Origin of the sequence: Chitinophaga ginsengisoli (assembly GCF_003014595.1) — a bacterium.
Taxonomy (GTDB): domain Bacteria; phylum Bacteroidota; class Bacteroidia; order Chitinophagales; family Chitinophagaceae; genus Chitinophaga; species Chitinophaga ginsengisoli.
Genome location: NZ_PYGK01000009.1, coordinates 84,607 through 102,533 on the forward strand (window position 1 = coordinate 84,607; position 17,927 = coordinate 102,533).

The 17,927-nt window shown below is 45.4% G+C and carries 15 protein-coding genes and 2 tRNA genes; 5 read left to right on the top strand and 12 right to left on the bottom strand.

Going from position 1 to position 17,927, the window contains the following annotated elements; genetic code table 11:
* From CLV42_RS20820 to CLV42_RS20855, 8 genes are all read right to left on the bottom strand, one after another.
* Entirely contained in the window at positions 1 to 453 is a 453-nt protein-coding gene (locus tag CLV42_RS20820) for a response regulator (RefSeq protein ID WP_106603874.1), read from the bottom strand.
* A 41-nt stretch (positions 454 to 494) separates the two neighbouring features.
* Positions 495 to 2,111 carry an ATP-binding protein gene (locus tag CLV42_RS20825; RefSeq protein ID WP_106603875.1) on the bottom strand — a complete coding sequence of 539 codons (1,617 nt, stop codon included), beginning with the start codon at positions 2,109 to 2,111 and terminating at the stop codon, positions 495 to 497.
* Between the two features lie 5 nt (positions 2,112 to 2,116).
* Entirely contained in the window at positions 2,117 to 3,103 is a 987-nt protein-coding gene (locus CLV42_RS20830; protein WP_211303502.1) for an ATP-binding SpoIIE family protein phosphatase, read from the bottom strand.
* Between the two features lie 23 nt (positions 3,104 to 3,126).
* Complete coding sequence (locus CLV42_RS20835; RefSeq protein WP_106603877.1) at positions 3,127 to 3,540, bottom strand: anti-sigma regulatory factor; 414 nt, start codon at positions 3,538 to 3,540, stop codon at positions 3,127 to 3,129.
* Positions 3,518 to 3,916, bottom strand: coding sequence for an STAS domain-containing protein (locus tag CLV42_RS20840; RefSeq protein ID WP_106603878.1), 399 nt, complete (start codon positions 3,914 to 3,916; stop codon positions 3,518 to 3,520). The genes CLV42_RS20835 and CLV42_RS20840 overlap by 23 nt, the downstream gene beginning before the upstream one ends.
* 18 nt (positions 3,917 to 3,934) lie before the next feature.
* On the bottom strand, positions 3,935 to 4,801 hold the full coding sequence (locus tag CLV42_RS20845; protein ID WP_106603879.1) for an STAS domain-containing protein: 867 nt from the start codon (positions 4,799 to 4,801) through the stop codon (positions 3,935 to 3,937).
* 81 nt (positions 4,802 to 4,882) lie between these two features.
* On the bottom strand, positions 4,883 to 5,500 hold the full coding sequence (locus CLV42_RS20850; RefSeq protein WP_106603880.1) for a rhomboid family intramembrane serine protease: 618 nt from the start codon (positions 5,498 to 5,500) through the stop codon (positions 4,883 to 4,885).
* Positions 5,501 to 5,545: 45 nt separating this feature from the next.
* Positions 5,546 to 6,019 (bottom strand): 23S rRNA (pseudouridine(1915)-N(3))-methyltransferase RlmH, encoded by a 474-nt coding sequence (locus tag CLV42_RS20855; protein ID WP_089836409.1) that lies wholly within the window; start codon positions 6,017 to 6,019, stop codon positions 5,546 to 5,548.
* A gap of 148 nt (positions 6,020 to 6,167) precedes the next feature.
* Here CLV42_RS20855 and CLV42_RS20860 point away from each other — a divergent pair.
* Positions 6,168 to 6,241 (top strand) — tRNA-Arg (locus tag CLV42_RS20860).
* A gap of 144 nt (positions 6,242 to 6,385) precedes the next feature.
* Here CLV42_RS20860 and CLV42_RS20865 read toward each other — a convergent pair.
* Genes CLV42_RS20865 through CLV42_RS20875 form a run of 3 tightly spaced genes read right to left on the bottom strand, consistent with a single transcriptional unit; the run spans position 6,386 to position 12,819 of the window.
* Positions 6,386 to 8,095 (bottom strand): IlvD/Edd family dehydratase, encoded by a 1,710-nt coding sequence (locus tag CLV42_RS20865; RefSeq protein ID WP_106603881.1) that lies wholly within the window; start codon positions 8,093 to 8,095, stop codon positions 6,386 to 6,388.
* A 12-nt stretch (positions 8,096 to 8,107) separates the two neighbouring features.
* Positions 8,108 to 9,637 (bottom strand): SusD/RagB family nutrient-binding outer membrane lipoprotein, encoded by a 1,530-nt coding sequence (locus tag CLV42_RS20870; RefSeq protein ID WP_106603882.1) that lies wholly within the window; start codon positions 9,635 to 9,637, stop codon positions 8,108 to 8,110.
* Between the two features lie 11 nt (positions 9,638 to 9,648).
* On the bottom strand, positions 9,649 to 12,819 hold the full coding sequence (locus CLV42_RS20875; RefSeq protein WP_106603883.1) for a SusC/RagA family TonB-linked outer membrane protein: 3,171 nt from the start codon (positions 12,817 to 12,819) through the stop codon (positions 9,649 to 9,651).
* A gap of 175 nt (positions 12,820 to 12,994) precedes the next feature.
* On the opposite strand from CLV42_RS20875, the gene CLV42_RS20880 reads away from it, so the two are divergent.
* From CLV42_RS20880 to CLV42_RS20890, 3 genes are read left to right on the top strand one after another with little or no spacing between them, the layout of a single operon-like run.
* Positions 12,995 to 13,882: an AraC family transcriptional regulator gene (locus CLV42_RS20880; protein ID WP_106603884.1), complete on the top strand. Its 888-nt coding sequence runs from the start codon at positions 12,995 to 12,997 to the stop codon at positions 13,880 to 13,882.
* A gap of 11 nt (positions 13,883 to 13,893) precedes the next feature.
* On the top strand, positions 13,894 to 15,453 hold the full coding sequence (locus CLV42_RS20885) for a gluconokinase (RefSeq protein WP_106603885.1): 1,560 nt from the start codon (positions 13,894 to 13,896) through the stop codon (positions 15,451 to 15,453).
* Positions 15,440 to 16,711: a mandelate racemase/muconate lactonizing enzyme family protein gene (locus CLV42_RS20890; RefSeq protein ID WP_106603886.1), complete on the top strand. Its 1,272-nt coding sequence runs from the start codon at positions 15,440 to 15,442 to the stop codon at positions 16,709 to 16,711. Before CLV42_RS20885 ends, CLV42_RS20890 begins: the two co-directional genes overlap by 14 nt.
* 26 nt (positions 16,712 to 16,737) lie before the next feature.
* On the opposite strand, the gene CLV42_RS20895 is transcribed toward CLV42_RS20890, so the two are convergent.
* Positions 16,738 to 17,277 (bottom strand): hypothetical protein, encoded by a 540-nt coding sequence (locus CLV42_RS20895; RefSeq protein WP_106603887.1) that lies wholly within the window; start codon positions 17,275 to 17,277, stop codon positions 16,738 to 16,740.
* Between the two features lie 467 nt (positions 17,278 to 17,744).
* Between CLV42_RS20895 and CLV42_RS20900 the strand changes: the two genes are divergently transcribed.
* Positions 17,745 to 17,818, top strand: a tRNA-Arg gene (locus CLV42_RS20900).
* Positions 17,819 to 17,927 lie beyond the last annotated feature (109 nt).

The following is a 17,927-nucleotide window of genomic DNA, read 5'->3' on the forward strand; positions in this document are numbered from 1 at the left end:
TTATTTGAAATTGTTAATGAGACTATTGAATTCCGGGAAGGAATGTTTCTTTAGACAGAAATCATAGAAATGCTGCGCTGACAAGAGGTACTCCTCATACGTAAATGGTTTTACCATATATGATAAAGCGCCCAGCTGTTTACACTCATGCATTTCTATTACATTCAAAGAAGACGAGAATATAATCACCGGAATGTCCTTATAAGCATCCTTGCTTTTCAGTTCCCGCAAGGTTTGCGTGCCACTGAGTCGTGGCATATTCAGATCAAGCACCACAAGAGAAGGCATAACGCCTGCGCTTGCATGGGTATCAGCAAGATACTCCAGTGCCTTTTCTCCATCTTCCACCAGAAGAGGAACCTCTGAGAGATTGATCGCAGCAAAGGCATCCTGCATGATGAAGCGGTCTTCCATATCATCATCTGCCAGTAATATCTTCACAATATTCTTCATAACTGATAAATTCTTCCTTTAGATAAAAACTAATGTTGCCGCTACGCTACCAATGGTAAGGTCAGAATGAACTTTGCACCTCTTCCCGGTTCACTGCTGGCGGTAATGAATCCATTGTGCAGATCAGCGATCTTCTTACACATCGCCAGTCCTATACCGGTACCGGCATATTTCTCGCGCGAATGCAGGCGTTGGAATAAGCTGAACATTTTATCCAGATATTTCTCTTCAAATCCCACTCCATTATCTTCAAATATCAATTGTATCTGTTTTCCTTCCATTGTTGCGTACACCTTCACTTCTGGTGGCCGCTGTTCATCAGAGAACTTGATCGCGTTGGACAGCAGGTTGTGGAACAACTGCCGCATCTGCATCGGATACACGGACAACATCGGCAGCGGTGCTACATCTATATGTACGCTTTTCGCTTTTATTGCTATCTCCAGGTCATTCATGGCTTCCTCCGCCAGTGCATTCATGTCTGTTTTTACGAGATGAAGGTTGTCACGGTAGATCGTTGAAAAGTTCAGCAGATCATGGATCAGTTGTGTCATTCGCTGACTGGCGCCTATCATATTGTTGAAATAAAGTTTACCCTTTTCATCTATTTCTTCTATATAATACCTGCTCAGATAGTCACTGTAGTAAACGATCTTCCGCAATGGCTCCTGTAAGTCGTGCGATGCCGCATAGGCAAACTGCTCCAGTTCCTGGTTGCTGCGGTTCAGCTCTTTGATCTTTTCCTCGAGCAGCAGCTTTGTTTCATGCAATTCCTTGTTGTCCCTCAATGCCTGCTCCATGACCTTTTGTGCATGAATATCCACCAGGGATCCTATCCAGTGCGTTGTTTCTCCATTTTCACTGACGATAGGGGCCAGGGAAAGCAAGTGCCAGATATATTCCTGCGTGACATGACTCTTCAGTTCCAGTTCCTTTTTTAAGGGCCTGTTTGTTATCCGGTGTAGTTGCCAGTATTCCCAGGCGCTGGTGAAGAGCTCTTTACGGATCACCGGGCGCCATTTGCTGTCGTTCAGTTCCTGGATATCATAACCGGTAAATGATTTCATCCAGCTATTGGCGTAGATGACCTTACCTTCATAGTTCACACTGAATATCATCAGCGGCAGAGCATTGGTTACTTCCCTGTATTGCGTTTCACTTTCCTTTAGCCTTTCCGCCAGTTCCTGCAACTGTCTGTTCTTACGTTTTATTTCATCATACGGAGAGGCTGGCAGCTCCATGCTGAAAGACGATATCCATTTCCGGATCTTGCTGCTATGGATCTTTTGAATGCCGGGGATCCTGTATTCCAGCATAATTTCGAGCCCCTTATCTCCACATTCGAGTGAGAAGCGGTCAACGAGTCTTCTGGCATATACCAGGTTCTCATTAATTTTCTCTGTAAGGTTAAGATTGCCGTCCAGCACTTTTGCAATGAGATACTGCTCTGGTTCCTTTATATCAGTGCTGACGGCGAGTATAAGAACGGCATTGTAGCCATATTCTAGGACATGTCGCGAAACCTCAGACACGGCTGTTGCAAAGGTGGTCTGTGATGCAAGTGATAGTTCTGCCAGTTCTCCCAGTTTCATAATACGTTTGTGCACCAGTACCAGGTCCATATCAGTTTCCAGCGTGATCCGGGTTATTTCCTGCATTGCGGCTATTTTACTTTAACAATTACTACCGACATATCATCTGTCTTACGCGCATTATCTTTATAGATGGCGGCAGCCAATACAGACATATCATACCTGAAAATGGCCGGATACTTCATCATGTCCCAACGGGTCTTTATGCCGTCGGAGCATAAAATGAGTACCTGTTCTTTCCCAGCTTCATGTACAACTTCCTGCTCGTTAATAGTGCGGGGAATGTTATGCCCGATAATCCCATTGTATGGAAGATGGGTCCTCGAAGTGGAAGCTGTCAGCATACGTGTATGTATATTTCCCACGCCACAGATCTTCCATGTCTGGGCCTTATTACTATATACAGCTATAGTGCCAACCAGACCACGGGTACGTTTTACGTCATCATGCATTTGCCGTAATACCTCGCCAAGGTCGGAGAGCATACAGTAACGAAAGGAATTGACAGCAGCCGCAGCTGCTTTGTTTGCTTCTACGCCGTGCCCGAGTCCGTCTCCCAGGAATATCCTTATGCCGGCTCTGTCAGCGTGGACATAAAAGGCATCACCGCACACCTTCTCACCTGGTTTTGGTACCAGCAAGGTCCTGATCTCGGGGCCAGGTTTGGGAGGATACTGTTCTGCTGGTTTGATAAAGAACCTTGCTAAGAGTATCGTGCCCCATCCTTTTACAGAATAGACCTGCAGGAAGTCAGAGAGGCGTTTTACAGCTCCCAATCCGTGGCCGAGTGTTCTGCTTGTTGATATTCCATCCTGCATCATTCTCGCGAGGTCTGTAATTCCGGGGCCGCTGTCTATCGCTATTATCTCAATAGCTGGTTGGGGATTATCTGTAAGCATGACCAGCACTTCTCCACCTCCTGCATGTTTGATGATATTGGATCCTATTTCGGCAACAACGATATCGATCTCTGCTACCTTCTTTTCCGTCAGTCCGCATTGTATAGAAAGACGATGCACTTCACGTTTCAGAATGGCCAGATAGCTTCTGTCATCCAAATTAAAACTAATATGCCGTCCGGTTACCCATTCTTCCATTTGATGATTGTGATGGTAGTTCCTTTGCCTACAGTGCTTTTAATGTCAAAATCGCTCACCAGGCGTTTAGCTCCCGGCAGGCCCAGTCCCAGACTTTTACCGGTAGAAAAGCCGTCTTTCATGGCTTTATCGATATCGGGTATGCCGGGACCTGTATCTGAAAAAGTGAGGCGTAATCCATTTTGTCGCTGAGCATTTACTATCTCAATGAGTACATTACCTCCTCCGGCGTAACGGAGCATATTCCTTGAAAGTTCACTGGCGGCAGTGATCAATTTCGTCTGATTCACAAGGCTCATGCCTATTTTGACGGCGAACTCTTTCAACCTATTTCTGAAAACCACCATGTCCAGTTCTTTCATTATAGGCATGCTATCACTGGAGAGTACTATCATCATCAATTTCTTCTTCTTCCGTGAACTGTATTTTTTTCTGCAGGAGTTCCATGCCTTTTTCAACATTTAGTGCGGTCTGCACACCTTTCAATGGCAAACCCAGTTCTACTAAAGTAATAGCTACAGCAGGCTGCATGCCAACTATCACCGTTTCTGCATCCAATACCTTGCTCATCCCGGCGATATTCCCCAGTATCCGCCCCATAAAGGAGTCTACTATTGAAACCGACGAAATATCTATTAATACGCCTTTGGCGCCCGTCTTACTTACCGCCTGTACCAGGTCAGATTCCAGGCTAAGGGCAAGCCGGTCATACAGATCTACCTGAATGGCCACCATGAGAAAATGGCCAATTTTAAGAATCGGTATTTTATCCATCAATGCCTGCTTTTATTTTTACAATTGATTTGTTTTTAGATTTAATTTCCTGACTTCCAGCTGTAGCAGCGAAAATGCATATCTTAACGCGCTGGCAAGGGTTGCTTTTGTAACGATACCAGAGAGATCTATACCGAGGTGTACCACAGTTTGAGCTATTTCAGGCCGGATTCCGCTGATAATGCATTCTGCTCCCATCAGGCGCGTAGCGCTTACAGTTTTTATGAGGTGCTGGGCAACAAGGGAATCTACTGCAGGTACGCCTGATATATCCAGGATAGCGATACTGCTGGATGTGGCAACAATCTCCTGTAACAGGTTTTCCATTACGACCTGCGTCCGGGAGCTGTCCAGTGTGCCGATGATCGGCAAGGCTACAATACCATCCCATACACGGATAACAGGGGTTGAGATCTCCGCTATTTCATCAGTCTGGCGCAGAATGACTTCTTCTCTTCCTTTAATAAAAGTTTCAAAGGTAACGATGCCAAGGCTATCAATCAGTTTACTCACTTTCAGGCTTTCTTCCAGCAACAGAACAGGGTCATTTTTGAACTCTTGCTGGAGAACGTTAAGCAGGGCATCTTTCAGACTAAAAACAAATGTGCCGGTTTCCCGGGGAGAATACCCCATTTTGGCCCTGGAGCGGGAAATAGTTTCCAGTACCTCATACAATGGCTCGAAGGATGCAGATTGTACATCCTCCAGGTTGCCATTGTTTAAGCTTTGTAATAAAATATTTACGAGTTCTTCTGACTGTACCGTCAGTTCCTCATTTGACATAAGGTCCTCTCGTAGAGAAAAATCCACTAATTGATTCTTCATCCACAATTCGAGAATTTGCTTTTTCCTTTTCTGTAAAAGTTTAGCTGTGTCTAGCTTCATGCTCGTGGCTTGTTTTGCAGTGTTTGGACGAATTGTCCATGGTGCATCTGGCAAAAAACAAACCGGAAAAGGATAAAGCTGTTATCTGTAACCGTGCAGCAGCTGATCAAGGAAAAATAAACCGATCCTCGGTTCAAATATCAGGGGGAAAAGAATGCCAAATACAGCGCCCCACAGATGCGCATCATGATTAATACCGTCATGACTTCCGCGGCGGGACAGATATATCGTATAGCCGAGATATACTATACCATAAAGAATGGCAGGCATGGGAATGATGAATACCAGGATCTTTGTCCAGGGAGCGAATAGAATAAACGCGAATACTACTGCAGAAACAGCGCCTGATGCACCGATGGTCCTGTAGCCATCATTATTTTTGTGCTTGAGATAAGTAGGAATATCTGATAAGACCAGTGCCAGTGTATAAAACAGCAGGTAGTACAGCTTACTATGGAAGATCATCAGGAACGCCTCTTCTATATGTCTTCCGAAGAAAAAAAGCGTCAGCATATTAAAGCCGAGGTGCATAAAATCCCCGTGTACAAATCCGGATGTGATGAACCGGTAATACTGTTTTTTTTCTTTCACCATGTAAGGCCACATGCTCAGATCATCTATACGCCGCTGATTGTTAAAGGATGTAATAGAAATGATGCAGGTGAGAATTATGATCGCTATGCTGATTGTCATGTCCATGCCAAACGATAATTTAATTGATGAGAATGTAATGATACTGATTTTTTACTGATGATGATATTTCTCCCTGTTCAATACTGTATACGCCCTGTAAAGTTGTTCTGTCATGATAAGCCGGACCAGTTGGTGTGGGAAGGTGAGGGGGGACAGGGACAGTTTGAACTGCGCTCTTTCCAGTACACTGGCATCCAGTCCGAAGGCGCCTCCGATCAGGAAAATAACCTGTCTTGTAGCGGCATTCGCCCGTTGCTGAAGAAAATCTGCCAGTTGCAGTGTTGTCTGCAGTTTACCATATTCATCAAGCGCAACAAGATAATCCTGCGGTTGCAGCATGTCCAGGATCATTTTTCCTTCCTGTTTTTTTAATTCAGGGATAGAGAGGCTGGCAGCCTGTTTTACGGTGGGGATCAGTTTCAGCTCAAAATCTACATAATGCTGCAAACGCTTTTGAAAAACAGCGATACCATCCTTTATATAAGGGTCGTTTTCCTTTCCGATACTCCAGAGTTGTATTTTCACCTTCAGGCTTGTTTTTGATAAATGCCCCGTCCACAAAGCGGCTCGTAAATGTACGTAACCCGCTGCTTATGAATCAAACAAAAAAAATATTTAAAATATTTGGTCATTACAGAAATATTCCTACCTTTGCAATCCCAATCAAGGGAATGGCTTCGTAGCTCAACTGAATAGAGCATCTGACTACGGATCAGAAGGTTTCTGGTTTGAATCCAGACGAGGTCACAAGGGCTACGCACAGCGTAGCCTTTTTTCATTTAAAGTCCTTTGCAACAGTGGATTTTTATAAATATCTATTCGGGTACCATTTTTTATCTTCCGGTAGTAGTACAGCTGATTACCTAAGTTGTTGTAGCAGGTGTTATAGAATTAATGAAGGTCTCTGAGCACTTCAGACCCTGAACCGTTGCGTAATACATCCAGGTCGGCTCCGAGGTGTGCCTGTTGTACGTGATCAATATAAAATTTTACATACCCACGGGTTGCCATAGGAAGGGGTGCCTGCCAGTGTACTTTGCGTGCAACCAGTTCCTCTTCGCTAATGTCAAGATGCAGTTTTCTGGCATTTACATCCAGCTCGATCATATCACCATCCCGTACCAACGCCAATACGCCACCTACAGATGATTCGGGCGATACATGTAACACCACTGTACCACCTGCTGTACCACTCATGCGGCCATCAGAAATGCGTACCATGTCTTTGATGCCTTTTTGCAGGAGTTTCATTGGCAAATCCAGATTTCCTACTTCAGGCATACCAGGGTAGCCTACAGGGCCAACGCCTTTCAAAACCATCACACATTGTTCATCAATATCCAGATCCGGGTCATCAATACGGGCAAGATAATCTTCTATACTTTCAAATACGATCGCCCGGCCCCGATGCTTTAGTAAATGAGCAGATGCAGCAGCAGGTTTAATAACAGCTCCCTGCTCGCATAAGTTGCCTTTCAGCACCACGATACCCGCTTCCGGCTGTAAGGGGGCTTGCAACGTGGTGATCACCTCTGTATTGTAACAGGGCGAAATAGTACAATTGGCGCTGAGGCTTTTCCCATTAACAGTTAAGACATCCGTTTGCAGATACGGTTCCATTTCGCGGATAACAACTGGTAGTCCGCCTGCATAATAAAAATCTTCCATAAGGAATTTGCCTGATGGTTTCAGGTTTACTAACAGGGGAATCCTGCTGCCGATGATGTCAAAATCCTCCAGTGAAAGCGGAACACCGATACGGCCGGCTATGGCCAGTAAATGAATAATAAAATTGGTAGAACCGCCGATGGCGGAATTAATAACAATCGCATTTTCAAAAGCATTCCGGGTAAGTATATGTGAGAGTTTCAGGTTTTCTTTTACCATCTCTACAATACGGCGGCCACTTAACTGAGCTATCAGTTTCTTACGTGCATCCACTGCAGGAATTGCAGCAGCACCGGGTAATGTCAGTCCAAGAGCTTCTGACATGCAAGCCATTGTACTGGCAGTACCCATGGTCATACAATGGCCCTGACTACGCGCTATGCCTGCTTCCACTTCATGAATGTCCTGCTCCGTGTAATTTTCCACACCTTGTTTTTCCTTTATAGCCCAGTTAAATGAACCACTGCCAATGCATTCGCCACGAAAATGTCCATTTAGCATAGCCCCTCCGGGTACTACAATAGTCGGGAGGTCCACGCTGCAGGCGCCCATAATGGTACTCGGAGTAGTTTTATCGCAACCTGTAAGCAGTACAACTCCATCGAGGGGATTGGCACGGATCGTTTCTTCCACATCCATGCTCGTCAGGTTACGAAAAAGCATGGTCGTTGGACGCATGACTGTTTCACCCAGTGAAGTAACCGGGAATTCAAATGGGACGCCTCCGGCTTCCAATACTCCACGCTTTACCACTTCCGCTATTTCACGGAGGTGGGCATTGCAGGGAGTAAGTTCACTCCAGGTATTACAGATACCGATCACCGGTCTGTTTATGAAATAGTCATCCGGATAACCCTGTGTGCGAAACCAGGACCTGTGTACAAAACCCATTTTATCCTGTTTGCCGAACCAGTCAGCGCTTCTTAACTTCATTGCCATTATTTTTTATTGCTTATCCCACCAGATCCTTGTACTCAACTTATCTGCTCCCTGCCTGGATATGGCCTCGTTCACATTTTCGCTGTTCACGCTTAGTTCCGAGGTAGGATATGTGAGCCGCCTGATAAAAGTGCCATTGGGCACATCGGGATTATTAGGTTGTCCGTATGGGTTTGGGATAAGGTTAGGAAAACCACTTCTCCTAAAATTAGCAAAAGCCTCCGGACCATTCAAAAAAGAGGCAATCCAGTATTGGGTATTGATCTGTTCCAGCTCATTACCAGCGGTAAGCGGATTGGCGGCTACGTAAATATCACGGGCTTCGGCAGTAACGGCGGAATTCACATCATAGATCACCATCTGGTCCATATGGGCGTTAATGCCATCAGTAAAATATTGAGCAGCGCTGCCGGTGGTGATCCAACCCCGGAAACGGGCTTCTGCCAGCAGCAAGTTGGTTTGTGCTGCAGTTACTAAGAACACCGGGGAAAAAGTTTTAAGCATTCTGCGGCGGTCAACCTGGCTGTAATCATAAAAGCTGGCCAGGCCATCAGCTGTGGCAGCAGCGCCAATGGTACCGTTATCTTTGCCTATGGGCATACCAATTTGTCTGGCAGGGTCAGTAGTGCCGACGGCTACGGTTTGTCCGTTCCCGCTGGTGGCACCTACATACCTGATGGCGATGGCTGATAATCGCGGGTCATTCGTGTTTTTTAGCTGATCTGCAAATGGTTTGGCAAGGTAGAAATTGGCAGCCTCGCCTCCATTCAATGTACTGCCAATGGGCTGGGTGTAATTGGCATCATGCCGAATATATGCGTTGTCGGCATTCGCTGTAATAACACCCCCTGCTACAGCAGCCTGCACGGTGCTTTGCGCTTTGGCTGCATCTATTTTACTCAATCGCATACCCGCCCGCAGCAGCAATGAATAGGCAAATTTTTTCCATTGGGCCACATTGCCGGCATACAATACATCACCGGTTTCAATAACAGCAGTGGTATTGAGCGCTGCGGCGGCTTCTGTGAGCTCCTTTATAAGCAATGGGTAGATATCCTGCTGGCGGTCGTATTTGGGAAACAGGGAGCCTTTAATCAAACCAGCGCCACCCTCCAGATAGGGGATGTCACCATATTCATCAGTCAGGATCATAAACACATATGTCTGGTAAATGCGCACCATGTTATACATGTTGCTCCTGTTCGGCAGGTCTTTCGAACGGGTAAGTGCATCATAGGTATTTTTGATCACGCTTTGATAGTAAGCAGTCCACAACGGTTGTGTGGTTATATCGCGGCTATCCTGGTTAAAATTGGCGCCAGCCAGCACACCGCCATTCGGCGAAACCATTTGTTGTACAACTCCCACATCGAACACCAGCGATTTTACGGGGAATGAAGTATTGATAATGGCCTGGTTCAGCAACAGGGCCGGGTCGAGTGAAGTGGAATTGGTTTCGTTTACATTCAGATCGCTCAATCCCTTTTCGCAGGAAGCGAAGAAAAACAGTATGATTGCTAAGAAGATTTTTTTCATGACGGGAGCTGTTAGAGTTTAATATTCAGATTCAATCCAAGGCTGCGGGTGGTCGGTAATCCGGGAGATTCAAGCCCTATCTGGTTGTCAGAACCAAAGCCAAATGTTTCCGGATCGATATTATCAACCCACTTCTTTAACAGCAATACATTGTTGGCTACCAGGTCGATCTTTAGGCCTTTGATGGGCCATTTGGCCGGAATATGTTTAGTAAGATCATAGCCCAGTGTCACCTGTCTCAATTTCCAGTAACCACCGTTGTATATAACAGGCGCAATGATCTGTTGTGAACGAAGGTGTTCCCAATAGGTTTGCACCGCTGCCACGGCATTGTTGGGATTACCACTGGCATCTACTCCCACTCCTTTCACACCGCCCTCACGCCCTTCCAGTGTCATTTTATGTAGTCCATGCCGCACCGCATTGAAGTTGGTGCCCGACAGTATTTTATTACCCAGTTTATAATCTATAAAAACACTAAGTCTGAATCCTTTGTAATTAACGGTATTCAAAAAACCGCCTACCCATTTGGGCAGGGCACTGCCGAATAACATGAAGTCGGGCGTACGCTGGGGTAAACCGTTTGACTGAAATATTTGTTGGCCCTTGGCATTATATGCATACCCATAGCCGGCAATCTGTCCTATTTCTTCACCCACCACATGCCTGGTTTCTCCATTAAATACGTGTGTGGCGGTGGTGATACGTTCGCCTGGTTTGTCGGTAATGATGCTGAGTACTTTGGTAATATTGTAAGAAGTATTAGCCGTGAATTCCCAGCTCCAGTCAGCGCTTCGCACGGGTACCAGGTTCAGCATGGCTTCAAACCCATGGTTACGGCTTTTACCACTGTTGATTGGCCTGTTCAGATAACCGGATGCATCTGAGATCTGTACCAGTACGATCTGGTCGCTGGTGACCTTGCGGTAAGCTGCCAGATCAATATTTACACGGCTGTTGAATAAACGCAATTCCAAACCAGCTTCTACTTCGGATACCCTGCTGGGCTTTAGTTTAGCATTGGGTAAGGTAGTGCCGGTAACATTATTACTGATGGCACTCGTGCCAACAGGTACTGCCTGTCCATTGGGGTTATTAATGAAATTGGCATTGGGAATATAGAACAACTGGTTGGAATATGGTGCTACATCACCATCGCTGCCCACTTCGGCATAACCTAACCTGACTTTGCCAAAATTCAGCCAGCTGGTATGAGGCAGGTGTTCAGAAAAAATATAACTGGCGGAAACAGATGGATACAAAATACTTCTGTTCTCGGGCGACAGGGTAGAGAACCAGTCGTTACGCAATGTACCTGTGAGGTAGAACGTTTGATTAAAGTTCAATTCAGCAGAACTATACAGCGAGTTGACTCCCTGCTCTGTAAGTGTATAAACGGGATCTTTGGAACGTCCGTTTTGTACGGTATAAATTCCCCGGGTAATAAAATCAGTTACGACTACATTGTTGGCGTCAGTCCGTTTGCGCATGCGGTTGCCACCGGCATTTAGATTCACTTCCACCACACCAAACTTTTTATTTGCATTGAAGAGGAAGTCCAGGTTGGTTTCCCGGAAACGGCGGGACTCCTGCGTATATAAACCATTTACAAAACCAGGAGGTGCAGCCGCCCTGGAGGCCTGACCGGTAGGGAAGTTGTTTACGTCTTCATCCCGCGACCAGTAGTCCTGCCCAAATCTGCCCTGCACGCTTAGCCATGGGCGTAAGTTGTATTTCAGGGTTACATTGCCGAAAATGCGGTCTCGTTTAATATTATGAAATTGTTCGGCCATTACCCAATATGGATTGGTGCGGTTGGTGAACCTTGACCAACCGTATTCGTTACCTGCTGCATTGTATTTGTTCTCATCCAGCACATGCAATGGCATGGAGGTAGACATTGCCATCAGCGTAGTGGGAATGGAATTGTCCTGGTTGGCAATATTAGGCGGGTTTTTATTGATCTCCCTTGAATAATTTACGTTACCTGATATCAAAAATTGTTCTGACAAATTATAGCTAAAACCCAGGTTCATTGATTTCCTGTTAAATGTATTGTTAGGCATGATGCCCTGATTCCGGGTGTTGTTTAATGACATCCGGAAACCACCTTTGTCGTTGCTGCTTTCAAAGGCAATGGTATTGGCAATATTTTGCCCATGGCGATAAAATTCTTTTATGCGACTGCCTTGTGGAGCATAGGGGACTGTTAAATTATTAAAGAGGACTTGCGTCATACCTGGTGCAAATTTTTCACCAAACGACCACTGGCCGGAAGTTGGGTTGGGTGCTGTGGGGCGAACGCCGTTTTCACCCTGACCGTATTCGTTCTGGTAATCAGTAAAGTCAAGCGGGGTATCGTTGGTATAATTCAGGTTATAAGTAACACCGATTCCTTTGGTTTTCCCTTTCGTTTTTGTCGTGATCATGATCACCCCATCTTTGGCACGGGAACCATAGAGGGCGGATGCCGGTGCACCTTTTAATATGGTCATGTTTTCAATGTCATCAGGATTGATGCTTGACAATCCGTCGCCACCATCTGCAAATACACCACCACCTTTTACGCCGGTGGTATTGTCGTTGAAGTTGGTATTGTCAACCGGAACACCGTTAATAACGATCAGCGGATTATTCTGTCCTGAAATAGATGACTGGCCACGGATGCGGATCTTGGAAGTACCGCCCGGCCCAGTGCCCAGTGAAGAGATGTTTACCCCGGCTACCTTGCCCTGCAGGGCATTCATTACATTACTGCTGCGATTTACGCTTAACTCTTCGGGTTTAACGCTGGTGGCTGCATAGCCCAGGCTACGGGACTGCTTTTTTATACCCAGGGCGGTTACGATCACTTCGCCCAGGTTCTGATTATCTGTGACCATTGATACATTAACCACTTTGCGGTCTCCGACATTTACTTCTGTTGTTTTAAAGCCTATCGAACTGAAAATGAGAACAACGCCTGCAGAAGCATGAATACTGTATTTGCCGGCGCTATCAGAAGTGGCTCCCAGTGAGCTGCCTTTTACTATTACAGAAACCCCCGGTAATTTCGAACCCTTCTCATCAGAAACCATTCCTGTAACGGTTTGAGCATGGGCAAAGGACACGGCTAAATTTAGACTGATAAGCAGCCAGAGCCCCGCAATGCGGGATACATTGTGATGGAAATATTTTTTCATAACGCTAGTTCGTGTGATGAGGAAATCTTAGGAGTACAAATTATAGGGTCTTACATATAAAAACTTCCAAAATAGAACGGAGTTGAATTTTGTACGTAAAGGTTGAACAAATTTCTTTTCTTTATACAAGCCTGTGCGATGGGTAAAATTCCGCGACAACTTGTTTATAACCTATATGAATCAATTTGTGTTACAATATGGTAAATCGCCAGAACTAATACTGTTCCCGCATATCCTGGAGTTGGGCATGAAGAAGAGTGGTTCTATTCAGCCCAATACTTTTCCTACTACGGTTACGGACGGATTGCGCATATATTATATAACAGAGGGCCGGTTCGAGTGGTGCATTAATTATCAACCGCATGTTTTTTATCCTGGCGATGTAGCGTTGATAATGCCAGGTATCCCATTTGGCTGTGATAACGACGTGCTGAAGATCGGTTCCTTTACCTGGATACAACTGGCCGTACAGAAGCAGGATAACGGGCATATACAACCAGGTAAATGGAGCGGGTTGTCCGAGACTGAGGCCACCGCCATTGGGAAGATATTATTATTGAACAATTTGCCTGCATTGAGCCGGTTCAACGAAGTGGGCAAGATTATTAAATGTATCCACACGGAATTATTTGGGATGGAAGTGGCTTACCAGGCACGCGTCAATCACCAGATAGATGAATTGCTGATACAGATTACCCGTAAAATGACCCAACAAACTCATTCTATCCGCGACTTCCCCAAAACTTTTACGCAGCTGGAAGTGGTATTACGTCAAGACCTGGCGCATCAGTGGACGGTGGAAGAAATGGCTGGTCTGGTAGGTATGGGTACTACTTTGTTCACGGAAAAGGTAAAAAGCTATTCGGGGTTTTCACCTATTAATTACCTGATCAACATCCGCATTTCAGAAGCTATTAAATTATTGAAGCGGGCAGATATCAAGCTAACTGATATAGCGTTGGATACGGGATTTTATTCATCGCAACATTTTTCAACCACGTTTAAAAAGCTAACCGGTTACCGGCCCAGTGAATTCAGAAAAAATCATTTGCGTAATATATAATTGTCATAGATATGAAATGCATCATAACGATTGAGTTAGGAACAAATGGAATACGGGTGTTTGCTTATGACCTCAGTGGCCGCATCATCGGCTCGATGAAGGGCCACTATCCTACATTTCATACAGAACCGGACCACAGTGAGCAAGACCCTGAACAGATCTTTATTACTACATTATATGTACTGAAGAATATCCTGAACGAATATATACACCCGAAAAAATATGAAGTGGCCAGTATCTGTTTCTCCGCATCCATGCACAGCGTGCTGGCTGTCGATAAGAACGGGAATCCACTCGGCTATGCTATTACCTGGGCCGATAACCGGGCCAAGAAAGAAGCGCAGGAGTTACGTAACTCGTCCCTTGGGAAAAAGCTGTATGAGGCAACGGGTACGCCTATACATCCTATGTCGCCCCTGGTAAAAATAGCGTGGATCAGACATAATAATAAAGAACGCTTCAGGCTCACCAGCAAGTTCCTGTCCATCAAAACTTATATCATTCATCAGCTCACCGGTGAGTATATAATAGATTACAGCATTGCTTCCGCCACAGGGTTGATGAACATTCATACAGTGAACTGGGAAGAAGACGCATTGCAATACGCTGGTATTACTGCGAATCAATTAGCTGTGCCGGCACCTGTGTTTACAGCGGCCGGCAAATTGAAAAAAGCGTATCAACAATCATTACGCTTGCCGGCAGAAACGAAGATCCTTATTGGTTCCAGCGATGGTTGTCTGGCCACATTAGGCGACGGCATAATAAAAGGGGCGGAGAAGGCCTCCATTACGATTGAAGACAGTGGCGCTGTGAGGGTAATGGGATCGACTGTATTGAAAGATGAACAAATGCGTTTCTTTAATTACCTGCTTACTGATAATTGTTATGTGTCCGGCGGGCCTACTAATAATGGCGGAAATATATTTGAATGGTTTACGCGGCAATTCGGTGAATTCACCAATCCATTCGATATGGAGAACAGCATGCAGCAACTGATGGAAGAAGTGGACAATGTGCCAGCGGGATCAGATGGATTGTTGTTCCTGCCTTATCTGTTGGGTGAACGTGCGCCCATCTGGAATGCGAATGCCCGTGGCGCTTATTTCGGCCTTAACATTAAACATGAACGCAGGCATTTCATACGGGCTACAATAGAAGGCATTTTGTATGAAATATACAGCATTGGTAAAACGCTGGGCGAACAGCGCTCCATCAACAGCCTTTCGGTAAATGGTAGTTTTGGCACCATTCCTTTTTGCAGCCAGCTGATTGCTGATATATTCAATAAGCCAGTGTGGGTAAGGCAACAATTTCATAGTGTAAGCTTTGGTGCCTGGTTATTAAGTGCTACTGAAATGGGAATTTATAAATCACTGGATGATGCCGCACAACCGGTTGAACTACCTAATGTTTTTAGACCGAATAAACAGCATCATGCCGTATATGCTGATTACTTCGGCATATTTGAAAAGTTAAGTACCAAACTGTTTGATGAATTTGAAGCGATCGGGAATCTGCAGAAAAAGTATGCTCATTCAAATAAAACACTTATATATGACAACCCATAACTCAAGGCGGTCCTTTATAACCAAGACCGCTATCGCAGCCGCTCTGGCTCCTTTATCCACTTTCGGACAAGGTTATGAAAAAGCAATTGACCGCGCGCCCAAAGCCTCGTCTCCTTCCAATCTGAAGATCACAGAGATAAAATGTGGTTATATCAGGGGCAGCCTGTTTGTAAAGGTCTACACCAACCAGGATATCTGGGGTTGTGGGGAAGGAGTAGATGCTATTGCCGGCACTTATCACCTGGTAAAGAATTTTGAGGAACGTATAAAAGGGAAAAGTCCGCTGAATGTGCATCGCTTGTTTGAAGACATTCGTAAGTCTGGCTTTTTTCAGGGTGCTCAGTCGGGTATGTATATAGCGGTATTGTCGGCTATAGAAACAGCGTTGTGGGACCTGGCTGGTAAAGCCCTGCAACTACCCGTATACCAGTTGTTAGGTGGTAAGTTCCGCGATAAGGTACGCGTATATTGCGATACGGCGCTCTACCAGCGCAATCTGCCTACGCCTGCTGATTTTTCAGAAGCAGCCCTCAACGCCAAAAAAATGGGATTCAATGCCATCAAGTTCGATCTCGATCAGGCGAACGATCCCAATAAGTATGATCAATATAACTGGACGGCCAGTCCGGCCGAACTGCAACGTATGTACGATCAATTGGCAGCTGCCCGGCAGGCAGTGGGTCCAGACATTGACATCTGCGCCGATATGCACGGCCGGTATGATACAGTAACTGGTCATGCCATTGCCAAACGACTGGAGCCCCTAAACCTGATGTGGCTGGAAGAACCGGTGCCGGCCGAAAATGTGGAAGCCTATAAATTGATTGCCGATTCTACCACCACCCCCATATGCGTTGGGGAAAATCAATACCTGGCTTATGGGTTTAGAAGAATGCTGGAGACAGGTGCGGTAGACATTGTTATGCCTGACCTGCAAAAATGTGGTGGGCTGGGCGAGGGACAAAGGATTGCCAACCTGGCGAACCTGTACTATGTGCCGTTTGCACCACATATGGTGGCGTCTTTCCTGGGCGCTATGGCGTCGGCGCATGTTTGTGCTGCAGTGCCAAATTTCATGATCCTTGAATGGCAGAGTTATTTTCATACGCAAACCATGTTCAGGGAAATCGTAACCTATGATGGCGAATGGGTAAACAACAGTTTTATCACTGTTTCAGAAAAACCTGGCATTGGTGTTGAAATCAATGAAGCCGGTATGAAAAAGTATGCAATACCCGGAATACCTTTTTTTGAGTAAGCCTTAGCTCCGCCTATTATTATGACTCATGTAAGCAGCAATTCCTTCACCGTTTGCCTCTGTGGCAGACTTACCACATCCACGATGACTTTACCGCCTGCTGGCAGCGTCTTTGCTTTATAATGCCAATCTACTCCGTTCCAGCCCAGAATGGCCTTCCCGCGCTCCTTAACAACACCGTCAGCGTCTACTACCGTTACCTCCACTTCTGCTACACGGAACTCATTTTTGGTAGTCACCACAACTTCCTCTTCTTCTAATCTGATACTTTGGATTTCAGGACTGCGGTAAGCATCTTTCACTGCTATATTATAGGCATTTTGTCCTGGTCCTGCCAGCGACGCATAGTAGGCTTTTACCTCCGGATCGGCCAGCGCCCGCTGCGCACGTGCCGAAGCAATACTCATCTTGAGCCTTGCTTCCAATTGCTTTTGTGTAGGCTTTTTCTTGGAAGGGCCGCGTTTCGTCGCCATAATAATCTGCCCATTCCGTTCGTAGATCGTGAGTTGTTTGCCCAGGGTACCCCGTACAAGTTTCAGGAGGATATTGTCTTTAACAATGGCCATAAAAAAGGTTTTTTGAGGTTATAGATTACAAGTTTACTGTCTCGTTACCTCTAATATACAGATAACTTACTAAATGGACACTAAAATAGTGTTTAAAGGTCACCTCAATATCGATTTGATATATAGGTACCCTTTTTATATCCTTTTAGTATCCTCTTAACGCCCTTTTGGTAAGTTCATAGTAAGCCATAGGTAGTACTCCGGCACAGGAGAACGGATTAACCAAGCCTGGGTGGTCTATCATTTTGATATATGGGATTCCGAATTGTTAAAGCCATTCGGTGTAGGATTGAGATGCGAGGGGTAGGGAAATTAGAACTTGATCGTATGAAGATTTTCTTTTTTATGTGTCATGTTTCTCATGTAAGCTGATCTTTTCAAGGCATTCCATACGACTCAAAATAGATTGAAAATCTTTTTGGTCGTTTCAATTTTTTCTCTACATTTGCAATCCCAATCACGGGAATGGCTCCGTAGCTCAACTGAATAGAGCATCTGACTACGGATCAGAAGGTTTCTGGTTTGAATCCAGACGGAGTCACAAAAGGGGATAACTACATATGTAGTTATCCCCTTTATATTTTATGCTAAAACTATTGCCTGGCCTGCATTTCCGTATGCTATATTCAACCCACACACAACGTGAGCAA